Annotated in this window: 19 protein-coding genes; 5 read left to right on the top strand and 14 right to left on the bottom strand. The window is 43.6% G+C overall.

All coding sequences use genetic code 11. The features are described from left to right. Positions 1–283 precede the first annotated feature (283 nt). The 9 genes from BLT91_RS31115 to BLT91_RS00255 all read right to left on the bottom strand — a co-directional run bounded on the left by BLT91_RS31115 (position 284) and on the right by BLT91_RS00255 (position 9,111). Positions 284–457 (bottom strand): hypothetical protein, encoded by a 174-nt coding sequence (locus BLT91_RS31115; protein WP_175532014.1) that lies wholly within the window; start codon positions 455–457, stop codon positions 284–286. Positions 458–521: 64 nt separating this feature from the next. Further along, complete coding sequence (locus BLT91_RS00295) at positions 522–1,661, bottom strand: cytochrome P450 (RefSeq protein WP_141224909.1); 1,140 nt, start codon at positions 1,659–1,661, stop codon at positions 522–524. 177 nt (positions 1,662–1,838) lie between these two features. Then, on the bottom strand, positions 1,839–2,405 hold the full coding sequence (locus BLT91_RS00290) for a TetR/AcrR family transcriptional regulator (protein ID WP_090815433.1): 567 nt from the start codon (positions 2,403–2,405) through the stop codon (positions 1,839–1,841). A 748-nt stretch (positions 2,406–3,153) separates the two neighbouring features. Then, on the bottom strand, positions 3,154–3,600 hold the full coding sequence (locus tag BLT91_RS00280; RefSeq protein WP_090815429.1) for a hypothetical protein: 447 nt from the start codon (positions 3,598–3,600) through the stop codon (positions 3,154–3,156). Positions 3,601–3,616: 16 nt separating this feature from the next. Beyond that, positions 3,617–4,591, bottom strand: coding sequence for an ABC transporter ATP-binding protein (locus BLT91_RS00275; RefSeq protein ID WP_090815427.1), 975 nt, complete (start codon positions 4,589–4,591; stop codon positions 3,617–3,619). A gap of 23 nt (positions 4,592–4,614) precedes the next feature. Next, on the bottom strand, positions 4,615–5,595 hold the full coding sequence (locus tag BLT91_RS00270) for an ABC transporter ATP-binding protein (protein ID WP_090815425.1): 981 nt from the start codon (positions 5,593–5,595) through the stop codon (positions 4,615–4,617). Positions 5,596–5,613: 18 nt separating this feature from the next. Next, positions 5,614–6,459 (bottom strand): ABC transporter permease, encoded by an 846-nt coding sequence (locus BLT91_RS00265; protein WP_090815423.1) that lies wholly within the window; start codon positions 6,457–6,459, stop codon positions 5,614–5,616. A gap of 10 nt (positions 6,460–6,469) precedes the next feature. Continuing rightward, complete coding sequence (locus BLT91_RS00260) at positions 6,470–7,414, bottom strand: ABC transporter permease (protein ID WP_090815421.1); 945 nt, start codon at positions 7,412–7,414, stop codon at positions 6,470–6,472. 89 nt (positions 7,415–7,503) lie between these two features. Beyond that, on the bottom strand, positions 7,504–9,111 hold the full coding sequence (locus BLT91_RS00255; RefSeq protein ID WP_090815419.1) for an ABC transporter substrate-binding protein: 1,608 nt from the start codon (positions 9,109–9,111) through the stop codon (positions 7,504–7,506). A gap of 220 nt (positions 9,112–9,331) precedes the next feature. Here BLT91_RS00255 and BLT91_RS00250 point away from each other — a divergent pair, with 220 nt between their 5' ends. Continuing rightward, the gene (locus BLT91_RS00250) at positions 9,332–10,138 is read left to right on the top strand and encodes a hypothetical protein (RefSeq protein WP_090815418.1); all 807 of its coding nucleotides are present in this window, start codon (positions 9,332–9,334) and stop codon (positions 10,136–10,138) included. Positions 10,139–10,218: 80 nt separating this feature from the next. Next, a complete protein-coding gene (locus BLT91_RS32500) occupies positions 10,219–10,671 on the top strand; it encodes a hypothetical protein (RefSeq protein WP_254776725.1) in 453 nt (150 codons plus the stop codon). 131 nt (positions 10,672–10,802) lie between these two features. Here the strand turns inward: BLT91_RS32500 and rpmF are convergent, their stop codons facing one another. Continuing rightward, positions 10,803–10,979, bottom strand: a complete 177-nt coding sequence (rpmF, locus tag BLT91_RS00240; RefSeq protein WP_056837598.1) for a 50S ribosomal protein L32 — start codon at positions 10,977–10,979, stop codon at positions 10,803–10,805. A gap of 178 nt (positions 10,980–11,157) precedes the next feature. Next, entirely contained in the window at positions 11,158–11,466 is a 309-nt protein-coding gene (locus BLT91_RS00235; RefSeq protein ID WP_090815414.1) for a hypothetical protein, read from the bottom strand. A gap of 199 nt (positions 11,467–11,665) precedes the next feature. On the opposite strand from BLT91_RS00235, the gene BLT91_RS00230 reads away from it, so the two are divergent. After that, entirely contained in the window at positions 11,666–12,832 is a 1,167-nt protein-coding gene (locus BLT91_RS00230) for a murein hydrolase activator EnvC family protein (RefSeq protein ID WP_090815412.1), read from the top strand. 304 nt (positions 12,833–13,136) lie between these two features. Continuing rightward, on the top strand, positions 13,137–13,331 hold the full coding sequence (locus BLT91_RS00225) for a CDGSH iron-sulfur domain-containing protein (RefSeq protein ID WP_090815410.1): 195 nt from the start codon (positions 13,137–13,139) through the stop codon (positions 13,329–13,331). A 164-nt stretch (positions 13,332–13,495) separates the two neighbouring features. Here the strand turns inward: BLT91_RS00225 and BLT91_RS00220 are convergent, their stop codons facing one another. Further along, positions 13,496–13,951 (bottom strand): DinB family protein, encoded by a 456-nt coding sequence (locus BLT91_RS00220; RefSeq protein WP_090815408.1) that lies wholly within the window; start codon positions 13,949–13,951, stop codon positions 13,496–13,498. Between the two features lie 353 nt (positions 13,952–14,304). Here BLT91_RS00220 and BLT91_RS00215 point away from each other — a divergent pair, with 353 nt between their 5' ends. Beyond that, on the top strand, positions 14,305–16,047 hold the full coding sequence (locus tag BLT91_RS00215; RefSeq protein ID WP_090817107.1) for a sulfatase family protein: 1,743 nt from the start codon (positions 14,305–14,307) through the stop codon (positions 16,045–16,047). A gap of 258 nt (positions 16,048–16,305) precedes the next feature. Here BLT91_RS00215 and BLT91_RS00210 read toward each other — a convergent pair whose 3' ends face one another. Both BLT91_RS00210 and BLT91_RS00205 read right to left on the bottom strand, forming a co-directional pair. After that, positions 16,306–17,781: a protein adenylyltransferase SelO gene (locus BLT91_RS00210; protein WP_090815406.1), complete on the bottom strand. Its 1,476-nt coding sequence runs from the start codon at positions 17,779–17,781 to the stop codon at positions 16,306–16,308. A gap of 169 nt (positions 17,782–17,950) precedes the next feature. Beyond that, entirely contained in the window at positions 17,951–18,526 is a 576-nt protein-coding gene (locus tag BLT91_RS00205; RefSeq protein WP_090815404.1) for a P-loop nucleotide/nucleoside kinase family protein, read from the bottom strand. Positions 18,527–18,784: the final 258 nt, after the last annotated feature.

The following is an 18,784-nucleotide window of genomic DNA, read 5'->3' as shown; positions in this document are numbered from 1 at the left end:
TAGAAATATATGACACTTATTCTATAATACTTCCATATGACTTTTGACATAGAATTCGACATCAAAAACAAAGTTCTACTAGATTTGATCAACATCACCATCAAACTTCAACAAAATATACCTCTACCAATAAGATAGGCGACCGCCCTTTGATGGTAATGGTCGGCTTAGGAGTAGATTGGATAAGGATTAACATAAAGATAAAAAAGCTCTTCCGATTGTCGATTCGACGTTGGAAGAGCCTTTTTTTTGCTTTTGCGGAAGAAATGAGATTTATATCTCACTAATTGCGAATTATCCAAGCTGCATTCATTTCGGAAGGGATAGCTTCCTGTTCTTCCCCGTTAAACTCCCGATCCATCTGTTCATTTGCCATAACAGTCTCACTTGTTAAATCCATGTTATTCTGTTCTATTTTTGGCTTCATTGTTGGAGATTGCACATTTTTCTTAGTCACAGCTACACCCCCAATCACACATTTTCAGTTATTTTTCCACTAAAAGCCGTGACTATACATCGCCTCAAAATAATTGTATTGTATCACTACCATCGCTTTGACGGCTTTTTTTTAGCGACATCGACTCTAATCCCCTGAACAAAATGTTTGGACGCCAATTTGGCTTGTTGTCTGCGAGACGTAATTGTGGAAACCGTTCAAGAAGCACAGCCAGCGCGATTTCGCCTTCCATGCGAGCAAGCGGGGCGCCAAGACAGAAATGGGAACCAGAAGCGAATGCCAAATGGCGGTTCGGCAAGCGCCCAATATCAAACAGGTTCGGCTGTTCGAACTGAGCGGGATCCCGATTGGCCGCTCCAAGCATCACACTCACGGTCTGACCCTGACGGATCGTCTGACCTCCAATTTCGTAATCGACTGATGCTATACGCGTTGTCGACCGTACAGGACTTTCAAATCTTAAAACTTCTTCGACGGCGGAGGTGATCAATTCTGGGCATTCAATCAGTCGGGCAAGCTGTTCCGGATGGTTTAGCAGCACGAAAACGCTATTACCGATCAGGTTCACGGTCGTTTCATGGCCGGCGACGAGCATCAGCACACAGGTTGCTATAAGTTCCTGCTCAGTCAACGCGTCCGCTTGCACTTGAGCAGTTACCAGTTCACTGATCAAGTCTTCGCGTGGAGTGGACTTTCTTTCCGCAATCAAGCAACGGAAATAATCGGAAATGTCTTCTGCGGCTCTTTTGGCTTGTTGTGCAAATTCCGCTGGTTGGTCACCGCCTTCAAGCACCCTCGCGAAAGTATGCGACCAATTTTTGAATAGCTCACGGTCTTCTGGCGGCACACCAAGCAGCTCCGCAATGACGATTACAGGCAACGGAAAAGCGAACGACGCGATCAAATCGTGCTGACGGTCTTCGACCATCCGATCGGCTAGATACCCCGCGATAGTGCGGATTTTCGGCTTTAGCCGTTCCATCGTTTGAGGCATAAAGGCATGGCTGACTATCCTTCTCAGTCTAGTATGAGTCGGCGCGTCGCGAAACAGCATCCAGTTGTCCAGCAGATCATTGACCGGTTTCCATTCTTTAGATGGAGGTGGCAATTCCTGCTGTTGGTGCTTCGGCACGGCATTCTTATACTCGCGGACGAACAATGGATCCTTCAAGATCCGGTTGACATCTTCGTATCGGGACGCCACCCAAACCCTGGGTTCTTCTAAATAACATAGTGGCTCATGTTCGAGTAAATAAGCATAAAACGGAATCGGATCACTGTGCAAACGATTGGAATAAGTCCTGAACCATGCTTCAATATCAGATTTTTCAAAGCTTGGCGGTAACTTTTGCAAAACTATCACACTCCTTTGTATAGAACTTTATTGTTTTGTTAAACCTTCATTCAATTTTAAGGCATCATACATTTCTTCAATCATCTCTGTAGCCTCATTGATGTCCAATTCTAAATAATTGGTGTTAATCATCGTGCCAATACCAATCCAATAAATGGTAAGTTTCAAGAACATTTTCTGGAGTTTGCTCTCTGTAATCAGGTTAAACCGATCATCAAGCCGCAAGAAGGCCGCATACATTTCTTCTTTAAGTTTATCATTTTCATACTTTCTAAGATCAGAAAGATATACCGTTCTGAATAGCTGCTTTTCGTCTTTTGCGAAAAGAAGGCAACCGATCGCCAGGTTCATTACAGGCTCATTTTTCTCATTCTCATACTTTTTGATGTTGGTAAGAGCAAAATTAACTGCCAAATTATACACATCTTCTTTTACTGCTTCCATATTTCCATATACGCTATAAATGGGTTGAGTTGAGCATTTAAGTCTTTGCGCTATACTCCTGGTTGTTAGACCTTCAAGTCCTTCTTCTCGTACAATTTCAAACGCTGCATCTAAAACCTTTTCCTTAGTAATCTCTGCTCTTGGGGGCATATTTACATCTCCAAATTAAAAATACACTTGTTATATAACGTATGTTATATGTATTTTTTTGGAATGTCAACACAATGTTTAAAATAGGGCTTTTCTTTTCTTTTTTTTGCTCTAATCTGCTCGTTACTTCAATGAGAACAAAAAGAAGCCGCCTCGACGCAGCTCCTGCACAAATTTATTCGTACTGCTTAAACGAAAGAAACTTTCCTCGACTCAACGAATTGATAAACCAAAGAAATTCATGAAAAACCTTCCATTTAGCTGAGAAAAGGCCACCGATCTAACGGTAGCCTTGTTTGGGTCGTTTATTGAGCTATAGTTACTCTTTCGTTGAGCTTTAGCGCTTTTTACTCAAGCTCAATAAATAGGGACTTATAAGGGTGACCATTTACTGTAATCGTATGCTTCAAAATTCTTATTATCGATATTAAATCTCAGATCAATAATTAATCCGTTTTTTAAGCCTTTAAAGAAAACGTAATACTTGTTGTTTCTCTCAAAGACAACTTGGTCAAACTTATAGGTGGTTTTTAGTTCCGAGAGGTAACCATCGAACATATTGCTAACGTTATAGGTTGTCATATCTTAGCCTCATTTCTCACTAGACGCTTTCAAATGTCTCCATGTAACAAACCGTCTGCTTATAATCATACCATATTATGGAGTCAACACGTTGACGTTGCCCATAACAATGCAAATTAAAAGATCACAAAAAAAGCCGACCAACAAACGTTAGTCGACCCAATGACTATTGCGGCAGCGCAATCCGAATATGATGCAAACCTTCTACTTCGTGCGGCTTCACTTCGGTTAACGTCCAGAACTTCGAGAGTACTGCCCGCAGCTCCTCCAATTCCTTTGTGCTTAGCTCAACATCGTCGAGATAATCGCCTTCCGGGCGAGACTTACGCTCAATTTCTTTGCCGTATTTCACGCGTACTAAATATCGAATGCCGTTCAGCGTATTGAACTTGATCTCATACCCATTCAGCACGGCCTGCTCAAAGAGCTCCCAGCCATTTTCTCGGAACGCTAACAATTCCTTAAAATCAAAATCATCCGTCCCGGCAGCGGCCTGCAACTCATCGCCTTTGCCGTCCTTCAACAAATCTAGCAGCGCTTGACTTGAAATCCCCCGCGCCCTCAGGCATTCGACCATTAGCGCATCATGCTGCGAAAGCTTAACAGCTGACATAGTTATACCCTCCTATTTAATCATATAGATGACAAGCGACTTGATGTCCCGACGCAATCTCTTTCAAGCGAGGTGACTCCAAGGCGCAGCGTTCTGTCGCATGTGAGCACCGTGTGCGGAATTTACAGCCGCCAACATCAGACAGCGGACTCGGCGGATCGCCTTGCAGCACAATCCGTTCCGTCGCAGAGCGAGGATCCGCTACAAGAATCGAAGACAGCAGCGCCTGCGTGTACGGATGGCTTGGATGCTCATACAATTCATCGCTTGCCGCCATTTCCACAATTTGACCAAGATACATCACACCAATCCGGTTCGAAATGTAGCGAACCATAGAAAGATCATGCGCGATAAATAAATACGTCAGACCGAATTCGGCTTGCAAATCCTGCAGCATATTGACCACCTGCGCCTGAACGGACACATCTAAAGCCGAGATCGGTTCATCGCAAACGACGAACTCCGGTTGAACCGATAGTGCCCGCGCAATGCTAATCCTTTGCCTTTGACCGCCGCTGAACTCGTGCGGGTACCTGCTCATATGCTCTTTTTTCAAGCCTACCTTATCCAGCAATCCCGCAATAAACTCTCTTCTTTGCTTCTCTGTGTAAGTGCCGTGAATGTTCATCGGCTCACTGATCAGCTCAAAAACCGTCATACCCGGATTAAGTGAGGAATAAGGATCCTGAAAAATCGTTTGCATTCTTTTACGAAAAGGCTTCAGCTGCTTTTCCTTCATGTCGGCCAAATCATGACCATCAAAATAAACATGGCCGGATGAATAGTCATACAATCTAACGATGCTTCGCCCCGTGGTCGATTTGCCGCAGCCGGACTCGCCGACCAATCCCAAGGTTTCCCCCTTGCGGATTTGGAAGCTGACATCATCGACCGCTTTCAATACTTGCGTGCTGCGCCCGAATAGACTCTTCTTGACCGGAAAATATTTTTTCAAATTCTGTACATCGACAAGTACTTGATCTTGTGCCAACGACTTCTCCTCCTTTACGCCTTTTATGCCTGTTCACCGCGGTTTGGATCGGCCAGCCAGCAGCTCGTGTGATGATGTTCATTGAGTGAAAAAACAGGAGGCATCTGCTGACAAATATCCATCGCATGCGGACAACGCTCGGCAAACGGGCAGCCAGTCGGTGGGTTAAGTAAATTAGGCGTTGTTCCCTCAATCGGCGTAAGTCTTTCCTTCTGTCCGCTTTTCGGAATCGAACGGAGCAGGCCATTCGTATAGGGATGCTGCGGGCTGTAGAAAATATCTTCCACTGTCCCCTCCTCCATAATCAATCCGCCGTACATGACAATGACGCGGCTGCACACCTGGGCCACAACACCCAGATCGTGCGTAATCAGCATAATCGCCGTCTCAGTCGACTGTTTAAGCTCCTTCATCAAGTCCAAGATTTGGGCCTGAATCGTCACATCCAGCGCAGTTGTCGGTTCATCGGCGATGAGCAGCTCAGGCTCACAAGATAAGGCCATCGCGATCATGACGCGCTGTCTCATACCGCCGCTGAACTCGTGCGGATATTGATCGATCCGTCTTTCCGGTGAAGGAATACCGACGCGTTCCAACATTTCGATGGCTTGCGCCCTTGCGACCGAAAAGGAAACACGCTTATGGCGCACAATAACCTCAGTCATTTGCTTGCCGATGGTCAACACCGGATTCAGCGAGGTCATCGGATCCTGAAAAATCATCGCAATGCGGTTGCCGCGAATGGCTCTCCACTCTTTTTCCTTTTTATCCAGCAGTTGCTCACCCTGAAACCAGATTTCACCGTCTACAATTTTACCGGGCCGCCCAATCAAGGACATAATCGATTTCGCTGTCACGCTTTTCCCGCTCCCCGATTCTCCGACAATCCCGACAACTTCACCTTTTTCTACGGCAAAAGATACCCCTCTAACGGATTGGACTTCGCCATCCCGGGTAAAAAATGACGTCCTCAACTGACTCACTTTCAGCAATTCTTTGCTCATCTTCATTACACTCCCCCGCTACCTCTGATTCAGCTTCGGCTCAAAGGCTACACGAAAAATATCTCCGAGCACATTGAAACTAAGCACCGTCAGCAAAATAAACAATCCCGGGAAAATCGCCAAATGAGGAGCATCGCTCAAGTAACCCTGCGCATTGTTCAGCATGCTGCCCCAAGTCGAGTTCGGCTGCTGTATGCCCAAGCCAAGGAAGCTGAGCGAAGACTCCATCAAAATCGCCGATGCGATATTAATCGTTGCCGAAACAATGACGGTAGGCAAGATGCTAGGGATGATATGTTTGCTGATAATCTTAAAAGAGCTTTGGCCGGACACCTTGGCATATAGGACAAATTCGCGCTCCTTAGCCGAAAGCGTCTCTGCTCTCACCAATCGGGATGTGTTCATCCAGGTCAATAGCCCGATGATCAGAATGACAGTGCCTACCCCAGGCTTTAAATATACGCTTAAAATTAGCATGATTAGGAACGTCGGAATTGACATTAAAATATCCACAGCCCGCATCAGCAAATTGTCGAGCAATCCGCCAAAATAACCGCTGATCGTCCCTAGTGCAGTCCCGAAGCCTGTTGCGATAACCATCGCCAGAAAACCGACCATGAGGGAGATTCGACCGCCATAGAGTGCTCTGGAAAAATAATCCCTTCCGTAATCATCCGTACCGAAGAAATGAATGCTGCTCGGAGCCTGCATTCGATCCTGCACAACGATCTGATTAGGATCATAAGGCGCTAAGAAGGCAAAGATGGCAGCAAAAATAAAAATGACAAGAAAGGCAATCGACACATAGCCAAGCTTGTTGCTTTTCAGTTCAGAGAAGATGTTTTTCCATCTCGTCTTGTTCATCTGTTCACCTCTAAACCTTAATTCGGGGATCAACTACGCTGTACAAAATGTCCGCCAGCAAATTGCCCACAATTAGCATTAATGAAGAAAACATCGTGATACCCATAATAATCGGATAATCAAATCCGAACGCTGCGGTTACACCTAAGGAACCTAGACCCGGCCAAGAGAATACCGTTTCCGTAATAATTGCTCCCGTAATCAGATCGCCGAAGGAAAGCCCCAGCAGCGTAATAATAGGCAACAACACGTTTTTCATCACATGTCGAAACAAGATCTGCAACTTGCTTGAACCAAACGCATACTGAGTTTGGACATAATCCTCTTTCAGCTGACCAATCGTATTCGATCGCACATAACGGATATATACCGATAAAAAGCTAAAACTGAGAACGATGCAAGGAAGCACCCCATGCTTGATAATGTCAAAGACAGTGTCTTGCCCAATTGTCCTCATGCCCATACTAGGCAGCAGATGGAATTGAAGCGCAAAGATATAGATTAGCAATATCGACAACCAAAAGGTTGGTATCGATATCCCAATATACGAAATTATATTTAGCAGCTTGTCTACGAAGCGATTCCTATTGACCGCAGCCAGCATGCCCAGCGGTACAGCCAAAATCACCGCGATTGCGAGCGACGCCCCCATCAGGCCCACCGTAGCCGGAAGTCTCGATATAATTTGATCTAAAACGGGCCTGTTATTGATCAACGAATAGCCCAAATCGCCCGTTAATAAGTGCTTTAACCATAAGAAATATTGTACATAGTTCGACTGATCAAGCCCGAGACTATGGCGCATCCGCTCCACGTCTTCCGGCTTCATGTTCGGCGTGACAAAGGACTGTACAGGATCGCCCGGAGCAAATTTGATCAATGCAAAGCACACAATTGAAATAAAAAACAGCATCGGTATGGATTGAAGAAGTCTTCGCCCAATAACTTGATACATCCCTTTCCTTCCTCCATCGCATCCTGAATGAAAATAAGCTGATAGAATATCAGCTTATTTATCAGGGTTTCAGTTGTTATTTCTCAACCTTATTTAACGTAAATCTTGGACAAGTCCTCGAACATAACTACAGGCTTCGTCACGGCTTCTTTCAAACCATCATATTTCTTATCAATAGCGATAATGGATTTGGTATAAGCTATTGGGTAAACCGTCATTTCATCCGCTACGACTTGCTGGATTTTCTTGTAGAGTTCAGCTCTTTTTGATTTATCGGTTTCAATCGCTGCTTGATTCCATAGCAAATCGAAATCTTTGTTGCTGTAGTGAGAGTAGTTATATTGCTCTGTGCTCATGTAAAGCGATTTATAAGCATCCGGCTCAAAGCCCATGATATATCCGCCGAACGAAATATCAAAATCTTTGTTATCCTTATTCAACGCTTTTTTGGAGAAGGCCGCTGAATCTAACGGTTGAAGCTCAACTTCTACGCCAACTTCCTTCAATTTTTGTTGAACATACAGCGCTTGACTCGTTTGCGCTTTGTTGGAGTTCACATAAGCCAGACGAAGTTTCAACTTGTCTGCGCCCGCTGCTTTCAACAGTTCTTTTGCTTTGTTAACATCTGTGTTGTACGGGTTAATATCCTTAGCTTGAAACAGCGTATCTGGCGTCAAAATGGAAGCAGCAGGGTCTGCGAAATCCAAAGACGTATAGGAAGCTTCAATAATTTGTTTTTTATCCAGCGCGTAAGCAATCGCTTGACGAACTTCTTTCTTTTTCAACGCATCGACATTCAAGTTGAAGACCATGTACGCCAAACGTCCCTCGAAATAAGGAATTGTTGTGAATTTGCCTGTATCATTGATTTTCTTAAAATCTTGAGGGTCAATCAACTTCAGGTTGATTTCACCATTTTGCAACGCTAGGTTCGATGCATTCGGATCTTTCGCTACACGGTAGATGACAGAATCTAGGTGAGGTTTTCCGCCAAAGTAACCGTCAAAGCGCTCCAGTGTTACATATTCACCCTGCTTGTATTCTTTGAATTTGAATGGGCCGGAACCAACGGGTTTATTGTTTTTGTCACTTTTCTGGATATCCATTTCATTCTCAAAAATGTGTTTCGGAATCGGGAACACTTGTACCAATGCGCCTTCGAAAGCAGCCGTTACTTGAGGAAGCTTGAATTCAACTGTCGTATCGTCCACTTTTTTCACTTGTACAGGCTTATCGCCGATAACAAAAGAGCTTCTCAAAAAGCTGTGCTGCTTCTCTTCTAGAATTTTATCAATCGTAAACACAACATCGTCAGCAGTCAGCTTTTGTCCATCATGCCAAGTCAAATTGTTTTTAAGCTTGAGTGTATAGGTTAGAAAATCCGGAGATGCCGTTAAGCTATCTGCCAAGTAGAATGTTTTTTTACCGTCATTGATTTGGAACAGCGGAGCATATAACGCTTGATCTATAGTAAGCGTGACCCGGTCTCCAGCATAGATGGGGTTCATTGCTTCTGGATCGGCTGTTACGGCAATAACCAGATTGCCCCCGTCTTTTGGCTTTCCGCTTTGAGCAGTTGCGCTCGCGCCAGGCGAGCCAGCCGGAGATGTTTGAGGCGTTGCATCTTGCTTACCGCAGGCGCTAGTAATAAGTGCCAAAGCGATAAGCGTCGATGTAAATAGTGTACTTTTGCGCATGATTTAAACCCTCCTATTTTTTGGTAGTCTATCTCTATTAACCAGTGTTAAATAACAGTATAAATACGGTCGTAGAAAATAGCAATACTTAATTCCGTGTTTTTTCATCGGAATTAGATATCCTTACCATTTTCCGGAAATAATCAAGCACATAAAATCAATAATCCACATAAAAATAGGTGAATCACTCTTTCTGATCTTTCAAAATGAGGAGAAGTCCATGATCGTAATCGAAGGTACCAGCAAAGTAGCCTTTGGAGAAGGTACACTGTCTGAGTTAGAACTAACCATTTATCAAAAGAAGCAGAACAGCCCTCTTGAGTATCGGTATGATTCGGTTTATACCCTGTTATTTGAACTGTACATGCGAACCCAAATCGTGGAGTCGTCAAGAGCGCTGAGTAAAAGCGGTGTCTATTTTGCTGAATTCAAAAACTCTATGTGCAACCCCGCGTATTGGCACCTTACAGATCAGGGCAGGTTTCAGTTGAAAAGTGGCGTTACTCCACAAGATGCGATAAGGGATATATTCACGAATGGAACCTTATACGCTTTCGAATGTTCAATGGCTGTCGTCGTTGTTTTATACAAAGCCATATTAGAGTCCATAGATCCTATGCAATTCGATTTTCTGATTTCGGATCTTTTATTATTTGATTATCATTCTAACAGCAATTTGCATCTCATCGACCGGACAGTTAATGAGGAAGCCGTGACTGGTGATGTGCTCTATTTTGAGAACCCCGAGTTTGAACCTAAGATTCCTTGGGGAAAAGGAGAAAACGTCGTCATGTTGGGGGAGAACGGTTTCTTTTATGGGCATGGTTATGGCCTCGGAATCGCATCGAAGGAAGAAGTTATTACCGTCCTGAATAATCACAGAATACCAGGCAGCACAAAATCTGCATTTCTGACGGATCGTTATGTTCATCCGGACTTTTCCTACTTTGCGCTCTTTCAAAGTAGGAGACAGAACAAACTCATTATTGCGAAAGTAGGGGAATGGATATATGTTCGTGAGCGCTGAGCCCAATTTTCGTAGACATGTGCCCTACTTTCTAATCCTTGCATAGGATGACGTAAGCCTACACCGAAAGGGGAAAAAACATGACATTACGTAATTCATCAACGGAGGTTAACCTCCCTAATTATCAATCTGCAACAAGAACGGAGACTCTCCATCCAGTTCCACAAACTCCGACATGGACGGGGGATAATCTCCCTATTCATCAACAGCCTTCCGTAACACCTGGAGCGCATAATCCTATGCACCATCAGCATCATGCTTATCATCCTATGCATCACCATGCTCACCATCCTATGCATCACCATGCCTACCATCCTATGCATCACCATGCCTACCATCCTATGCATCACCATGCCTATCATCCTATGCATCACCATGCCTACCATCCTATGCATCACCATGCCTATTATCCTATGCATCACCATGCCTACCATCCTATGCATCACCATGCTTACCATCCTATGCATCACCATCAAGCTCATCATACTCAGCATCCACAACAGTATCAAGCTGCTCCAACATCTACGCACTGATACGGTTACCGATCTCAAAAAAGACTGCAATCACTATTTCCTGGTGAATGCAGTCTTTTTTATCTTTCTTTATAAAACAAAAATGACACTCTAATTGTTTAGAAGTGTCATTTTCGATGCAATTCATATTATTATTGAGCTTTTACGATCTCTCTACCTTTATATGAACCGCAGTTTTTGCAAACATGATGTGCCATTTTTAGTTCTGCACATTGTTCACACTTCACCATTCCTGGGACAACCAGTTTAAAGTGAGTACGGCGCTTATCGCGACGTGTTTTGGACGTTCTTCTTTGAGGAACAGCCATTTTCAAAACACCTCCTGTTAATTTCCTAAATCAACAAGAGATATCATAGCTTTCTCGATATACTTTGTCAATGTTAAGTTGAATTCTTTATTGCATTGTTATTGTTCCAATTCTATTGTTGTGCATCAAGCTTATGGACCGAGTCAGCGATGATGCGGTCTGATTGAGTTATTCTTAGCTACCCTTCCAGCAAATCCGCCCCCAATTCGCTCGCAACCTCAATCATCTTGGGTATCACTGCTTCATTGGTGCCGGATACATATATATCTCCCTGATAATGCCGGAACGGGATCTTTGTATCGCCGTAGCTCCACATGAAAAAATCTCCCTCAATGGACATGCTGGTAGATCCGGTCACCGTAAACACTGAAGTATAGGAAAAATCAGGTTTGGACGTAAAGTACCGTTTGCACTCTTCCAAAGATATTGTTTGCGGCGAATTGTTATTTTCCTGAAATGCTCTTGTAATTCGATAGCGTTGACTCAATGAGATGCCTCCATTATCGTTCAATTTTTCTTTAGTTCAACAAAAGCAGCAGGCTTCAAATAATTGCAGATATCACTATTTAAAAGTAACCCACAAGATTCCAATGACATTTTAGCTTTTTAGCTTATATACTTATTATGTCGAGCAGTTATCATTTCATCAGACATCGAAACTTCATGGAAATACTCGAAGGGATGATATGATGAAAACCAAAAAACTTTTAATATATTTCATTATCACCATGATGTTATTGGTTTCCAATTTTAATATAGTTCATGCACAAGTAGATTCCAACCTGATGGTCAAAGAGTTAATAGAAAAATATAATAATCGGCTACAAGTCATCCAACAACTTAATGGTCAAGAAGAAAAGATCCAAGGTCAGCTTTCTACGATTAACCGACAAATTTTTGAATATGATAAATTGGTTAATGACCTGCAAACCGATATCAATAAAATTACAATTAAAATGGAATCCGTACAAGTAGATATTGCAACAAACCAGCACAGCATTGATTTTCGCAATAATTTATTAAAGAATCGCCTGAGTAATATGTATACAAGCGGAAATATATCTGTTTCATTTATGGATGTTCTTTTAGGATCTACTGATTTTAGTGATTTTATTAATCGGGCTAGTATGTTGACATTGGTTATTAAACAGGATAAGCAAATCATTGAATCCATGGGGCAAGACAAAGCAAATTTAACAAACTTGAATGAAGAACTTAACCAAGAACAAAATCTGCTCTTTGCACAGCGGAATACACTAAATTCTGCAAGGGCTGCACAAGAAGAAAAGATAAATGAACGACTAATTTTATTAGATCAGTTACAGAAGAAAAGTCTGAATGAAGTTGATACTGCTCAGAAAGAAGAAGAAGATTTGACGAGTATTGATGCTAAGCTTACCCCTGATGTTGAGGTACAACTTAAGGCTGCATTACAAAAAATGTTATTCAGTGACGGTATCTGGGATTGGCCTGTTCCTTCTTCCCACCTAATTACATCGGATTTTGGCCCACGTGGACAGGAATTTCACGCAGGAATCGATATCGGAGCACCTATTGGAACTTCAATTGTTGCGGTTGATAATGGGATTGTTCTTTATTCTGGGAAAGCAACTGGATTTGGCAACTGGATTGTTATTAAACATTCAAATGGTTTAATGAGCATATATGGTCATATGTATGGAGATGGAATACATGTATCTGTAGGCCAGGAAGTAAAGCGTGGTCAAGAAATAGCTGTAGTTGGTAATGATGGTCAGTCGACAGGTCCTCATCTGCATTTTGCTGTTGCAACTGGAATTACTGGAAATAAAATGAACTATATTGATCCTCGCCCTTATCTAAATAATAAGTAATTATGAATTAATGTGCATATAACTCCCTTGGTGGTCTAGGCCTCAAAGGGAGTTTTTCTATCGGTATATCCTCTATTGATAAAATGGGCTGAATTTTTTTTGCCAATTATAATGAATAAATTGAAGTAAGGGATTGCCATACTAAAAGACATGCGATGACTTAATAGATGGAAAAACGTTTGGCATGCGCATCATTGCAACCATCATCACGGAAGTGGTTTCTGCGACTTGGATTGCTTCGTATTTTGAAGGGACACCTGGTGTGTTTGTACCAAGATCATAAATAGAAAGGGATTGGTTTTGTATGTCCGATGTAACGATTAAAGTAAATGATAACGGTCCATTACGTATTATGGGTAAAGTAGAAATGGTGGATGCAGTAGGGAATCACTTTGAGACCACAGAATCTTTTATTCTCTGTCGCTGTGGACTATCAGATAAAAAGCCTTTCTGTGATTTGACACACAAAGGTAAGTTTGATAGTGCTCCTCGTGCTTAATACGATCGCTCTATTTACTTTCCTACCCTTTCGGCAGTAAGGGCTTTTACTTGTTGCGTTGTCACTCCCAACGTACGCTAACCTATGTAGCATCCATGCTGGCACACACAAAAAACAGCAGTCCGTAAGCCTATGAACTGCTGTTTTTATTTTACTCTGTTTAATTATTTCAGCACCTTCAGCATAGCGGAGATGGTACCGGCATGATTGACTTCATGCAGCACACTTGAGACGATCAACTCTCCTACAGACTCAGCTTTCAGAAAGTTCTCCTTCACTGACACTTCCAGCTTGTCCTTCAACGACTCGCAAATCCGGTTAGATTGTTCTTTCAGCTGAGCCATTAATAAATCCCATCCAGGCGGTTCTTCTTGCCAATCTGCTGGTTTCGTACCGTTCCCGAAAAAGGTTTGGTAGTCCGCTGAAAGGACCGGAGCTTGTTCTGCAAGACCGAACACCAAGCGCTCAGTAACCGTAAGAACATGTCCGATCTGCCAATGAACACTGTTGTTAAAGCCTTCAGGCACAACATTGCGTTTGTCCTCTGGACATCCCTCAACCAACTGAAGCAACCGACCACGGTTTTTGGCCAACATTCCGAATACAAAAGAATCTCTCATTCTTCTCAAGCCTCCTAAATTTTAGATTATTCTCTATGCCTATTCATTGTAACCTATCATTTATTCTTCTGCTGTTATTTTAATAAACAAAAAACTTACTTGAGATTATAGAAAATCTCCGTTTTTGAAAAGTAACATCCATAAGAATAAAAAAATGCTACTAAGTTATTCTGCCAGTTAGAACTTTAAGCATAACAAGGGATGTCGAAGATCACCTTCATAGACTCGTCGTCGAACGGAATGCATTGGACAAAAGTCCCAATTCATATACTCTAAAAACGGAAAACGGAGTGAACAAACATGAACAATGGACGAATGGCCATAATGCTAAAACAGTATGTTTACAACTTATCATGAAGCACAATCAAAGTCTTCAGAAGCCTAACTTTCTTGTCATTCTCGTCGATGAGGAACGATATCCTCCTGTATATGAGAATCATGAAATTCAAGAATGGCGCAAAAACAATCTCGTTGCACACGAGCGCTTAAGAGCAAATGGTCTTGAATTTCATCGACATTACATCGGCAGTGCGGCTTGCTGTCCCAGTCGGGCCACACTATTTACCGGACAGTATCCATCTCTCCATGGTGTCAGTCAGACGGACGGGATCGCCAAGGAAGCCTTCGACTCCGATATGTTTTGGTTAAACAAAAACACCGTGCCAACCATGGGCGATTATTTCCGGGAAGCAGGCTATCGTACCTTTTACAAAGGAAAATGGCATATTTCCCATGAAGACATCGTCACGCCAGGCACGCACAAAAGCTTAACGAGTTATGAGTCAATAACCGGTATCCCTGATAAAAAGAAAGAAGAATTGTATATTCAGGCTGATCCACTAGATGATTACGGATTCTCAGGTTGGGTCGGACCGGAGCCACACGGGAAAAATCCCAGGAACTCCGCTTCATCCGCTTCCATCGGTGTAAGCGGCCGCGACGTGTGTTATGCGGAGGAAGTGGTTGAACTTATCGAGTCCCTTGATCGCAAGAAACGGGCCGATGGTGATATACAACCATGGCTCATTGTTGCGTCTTTCGTGAACCCTCACGATATCGTGCTATACGGAGCATTGACAGCACATCATCCAATGTTCAATTTTGCAGTAGAACCTATGCCACAGCCGAGCCCCCCGCCAACCCTATTCGAATCTCTGAGCACAAAACCACGATGCCAGGCAAGCTACCGGGCAACCTATCCGCAAGCGCTGCAGCCGATTTGGAACCAACCTCATTACAGCAAGTTATATTACCAGCTGCAAAAAAAAGCCGATCAGCAAGTAAATAAGGTTTTCGATAGCCTTACAAAGTCTTCGTTCTATGAGCAAACGATTGTCATTTTCACATCGGATCATGGAGATTTACTTGGCGCTCATGGGTATCTGCATCAAAAATGGTATTGCGCTTACGAAGAGATGATCCATGTGCCTCTTATTATTCATAACACGCATTTATTTGCGCAACATGAAAATTTCGATAACCTTACAAGCCACGTTGATCTCCTGCCGACACTTCTAGGATTGGCAAATGCAGACGTGGAGGAACTCCACAATCGTTTGCGGAAAAGGTTCAGCGAAGTGCATCCTTTAGTCGGACGTGATCTCTCTCCTTCTATACTCGACCTCAGTCGTGACAATAACAATCCTGACGAACCCGTTTACTTTATGAGCGATGACGACGTGACGCGCGGTCAACATCAGGTTAATCCGCTTGGAATTCCTTATTATGCTGTCATCCAACCGAATCACATCGAAACCATACTCGTATCTTTAACTAGGCATCAGAAGAAAGAACTATGGAAATACTCCCGATACTATGACAACGATCAATTTTGGAGCCAGCCGGGAACTAGCGATGTGACGCTTGAAACCTTCGAAGGAAACGGTTCAAACCGCTGCAGCATTACAATTAAGACCGAACCAGTGCCAGATGAATACGAGCTATATAATCTGACAGAAGACCCACTCGAGACCCGAAATCTTGCCTTCACAGACTTTTCAACGGAAGAAACGCAAGCAATTCATTCCTTCATGTCTTTGCTTCTGAACGAGCAGCGGAATCGAAAGCGATTAGTGCCTACACAGACTATGCGGTAACCCTCCCTTTTCGGAACATGAACGGCTGCTTCTTAGATTAGTCTCCAGCTCGCTCGGGCCCGATATGTCCCCCCTATCACACCGTTACTGTAGGTTTTCGATTCCACGAATTGGTGATGGACGGAGTGTTCCGGCTCCTCAAGGCACTCCGAACAAAGCTTCTTTCCACAAAAAACACCGTCATCCTCTTGGGTTCATTGAACCTAGAAAATGACGGTGATTTAATTTATCTGCTTAATATGATCTAATGCTTCAATATCAGGTACCGCAAAAGGTTCGATAAGGATGGGTTGATTGCGCAGGCAGAGTAAAGTAATCAGCCTGTTCGGGGGAGTGCGCGTAAGGGCTCGAAAGAACATCAAGAAGCCTCTCCATCACGCTATAGTCTCCTTGTTTGACTGCGGCTTCTAGTGCGTCTTCTACTCGGTGGTTGCGCGGAATTATCGCAGGATTGCTGCTGCGCATCGACTGATGTGAGGAGGCTTTTGGTTCCTGCTGCCTGCCTAGTCTCTCCTTCCACAACTCATGCCACTGAGCAAATTCCGTGGTGCCAAACAGGGCCGTATCTTCCGGTTTATCAAAAGTTAATGCACGGAAGGTATTGGTATAGTCCGCACGATACTTCTGCATCATATTGAGCAGGTCTTTAATAAGAGATTCATCCTGTTGTTCTTCGTAAAAGATTCCTAGTTTTGCCCTCATTCCCCCGAACCAATTACGGTGATACAACTCGGAAAAACTTGCAATCGCATCCTCGGCTAGCTTGATAGCCTGCGCCTCGTTGTCATGCAGCAAAGGCAATAGGGTTTCAGCAAATCTGGCTAGATTCCACGCGGCAATATATGGCTGATTGCCATAGGCATAGCGCCCCTGCATGTCAATGGAACTGAATACCGTTGCCGGATCATAGGCATCCATGAAGGCGCAAGGACCATAATCAATGGTTTCTCCACTAATAGCCATGTTGTCGGTGTTCATCACCCCATGAATAAAGCCAACGAGCTGCCATTTGGCAATGAGCAAGGCCTGACGCTTAATCACTTCCTGAAGCAGGATAAGATAGCGGTTCTCATCAGTGTCAACTTCCGGAAAATGTCTTTGTAATGTGTAGTCAGCCAGGGCTCGGAGTTCCTGGGCAGTGCCATATTTTGAAACATATTGAAAGGTGCCTACGCGCAGATGACTGGCAGCCACGCGGGTAAGAATTGCACCGGGCTGCTCGGTTTCACGGATTATGGATTCACCTGTTGTTACCACCGCTAGGCTGCGTGTTGTTGGAATACCAAGCGCATGCATGGCTTCACTGATGATGTATTCACGCAGCATCGGTCCAAGTGCCGCTCGACCATCGCCCCCGCGGGAGTATGGCGTCCTACCTGAACCCTTAAGCTGAATATCAACCCTCACACCGTGGGGAGTGATCTGTTCGCCAAGCAGCAGCGCCCGGCCGTCCCCTAACCGGTTAAAATGCCCGAATTGATGCCCTGCATATGCTTGAGCAAGAGGCAAAGCGCCTTCGGGAATCTGGTTGCCGGCAAGCGCCGCTGCGCCATCATTGCTTTGCAGCGATTGGACGTTTAACCCCAGGGTTGTTGCCAGCTGATCATTAAGAATAACTACCTTCGGTGAGCGTACAGGAGCTGGATTAAGCCTCGTAAAAAGTGATTCCGGCAGACGAGCATAACTGTTGTCGAAGTTCCATCCTGTTTTTATGATTGCTTTTTTCTCTGTCATCATATCTCCTGTTTCATTTGTCATTTTGTTTCTTCGTCTTTTCTTTTACCTAAAACCAATTTATTATACCCTTTTCACATGCAAATTCTATTTCAACTTTTCGACCAAATAGAACTTTCTGTACCCACGGATTTTTTTCAAATGTTCACCCCAAAGTTGCAAGGTGAGATTACGTGTTGATTTGAACAGCTCGAACTTGCTGAAGTAGTTCAGCATAATCAAAACTGTGAGGAGTAGTGGTGTCGATTTCAACGACCGTACCACCGAGCGCAAGAGGCATAAGATGTCCCTGTAAGAGCCGCTCTTTGTTTTGTTCTTGTTCAATCCATTCCAGATCTTGATGACCGATATGTCGTTCTACGGAATTCATACGCATAAGGAAACGCTCCAAGAGGACTTCCCCATCTGTCTTACACACTATTTGAAATGGCTGAAAATCGCAAGCAAGTTTCAGTTGGAGAAACTCAGCACTTCTTAGTTCCGGTCGACCAAAAAATCCCTCAATCACCAACGATTGTCCAACTGTTAACAATGAACTTGCGTAGGAATAGAGGAGGGTAAACGTTGAAGATCCGATCAAAGGGGGACATCCATTGCTTTGACATTCCAGGGCATCATAGAGGGTCTCATATATACCGTCTCTAGAAAACAATGGAAAACGCACATCTGCTGCAAGCCGTCTTGCTAAGGTTGTCTTTCCAGTACCAGGAAGACCGTTCACAATAATCAACAATGGTTTTACCATAATGATTCTCTCACTTTCCTCTTGAAAAAAGTGCTGTCTTAAACCAAGATCACATCGTTTGATATCGTTTGATTACATCGTTAAAGGTCAATTTACTATCCATATTATAACATTTTTTGCTAATTGGCGTGGAGGTTTGTTAAACCATGCTGCCCGTTAGCTGACGCGGCAAACTGATCCCTTTAAATATGACCATCCAGTCAGGCATTGTCACCGACGCGTCTGCGTATTAGTGAATAACGTTAAAAAATTCTCGCA

The organism is Paenibacillus sp. yr247, assembly GCF_900103825.1.
Lineage (GTDB): Bacteria > Bacillota > Bacilli > Paenibacillales > NBRC-103111 > Paenibacillus_E.
This window is presented reverse-complemented; position numbering and strand designations above follow the sequence as displayed.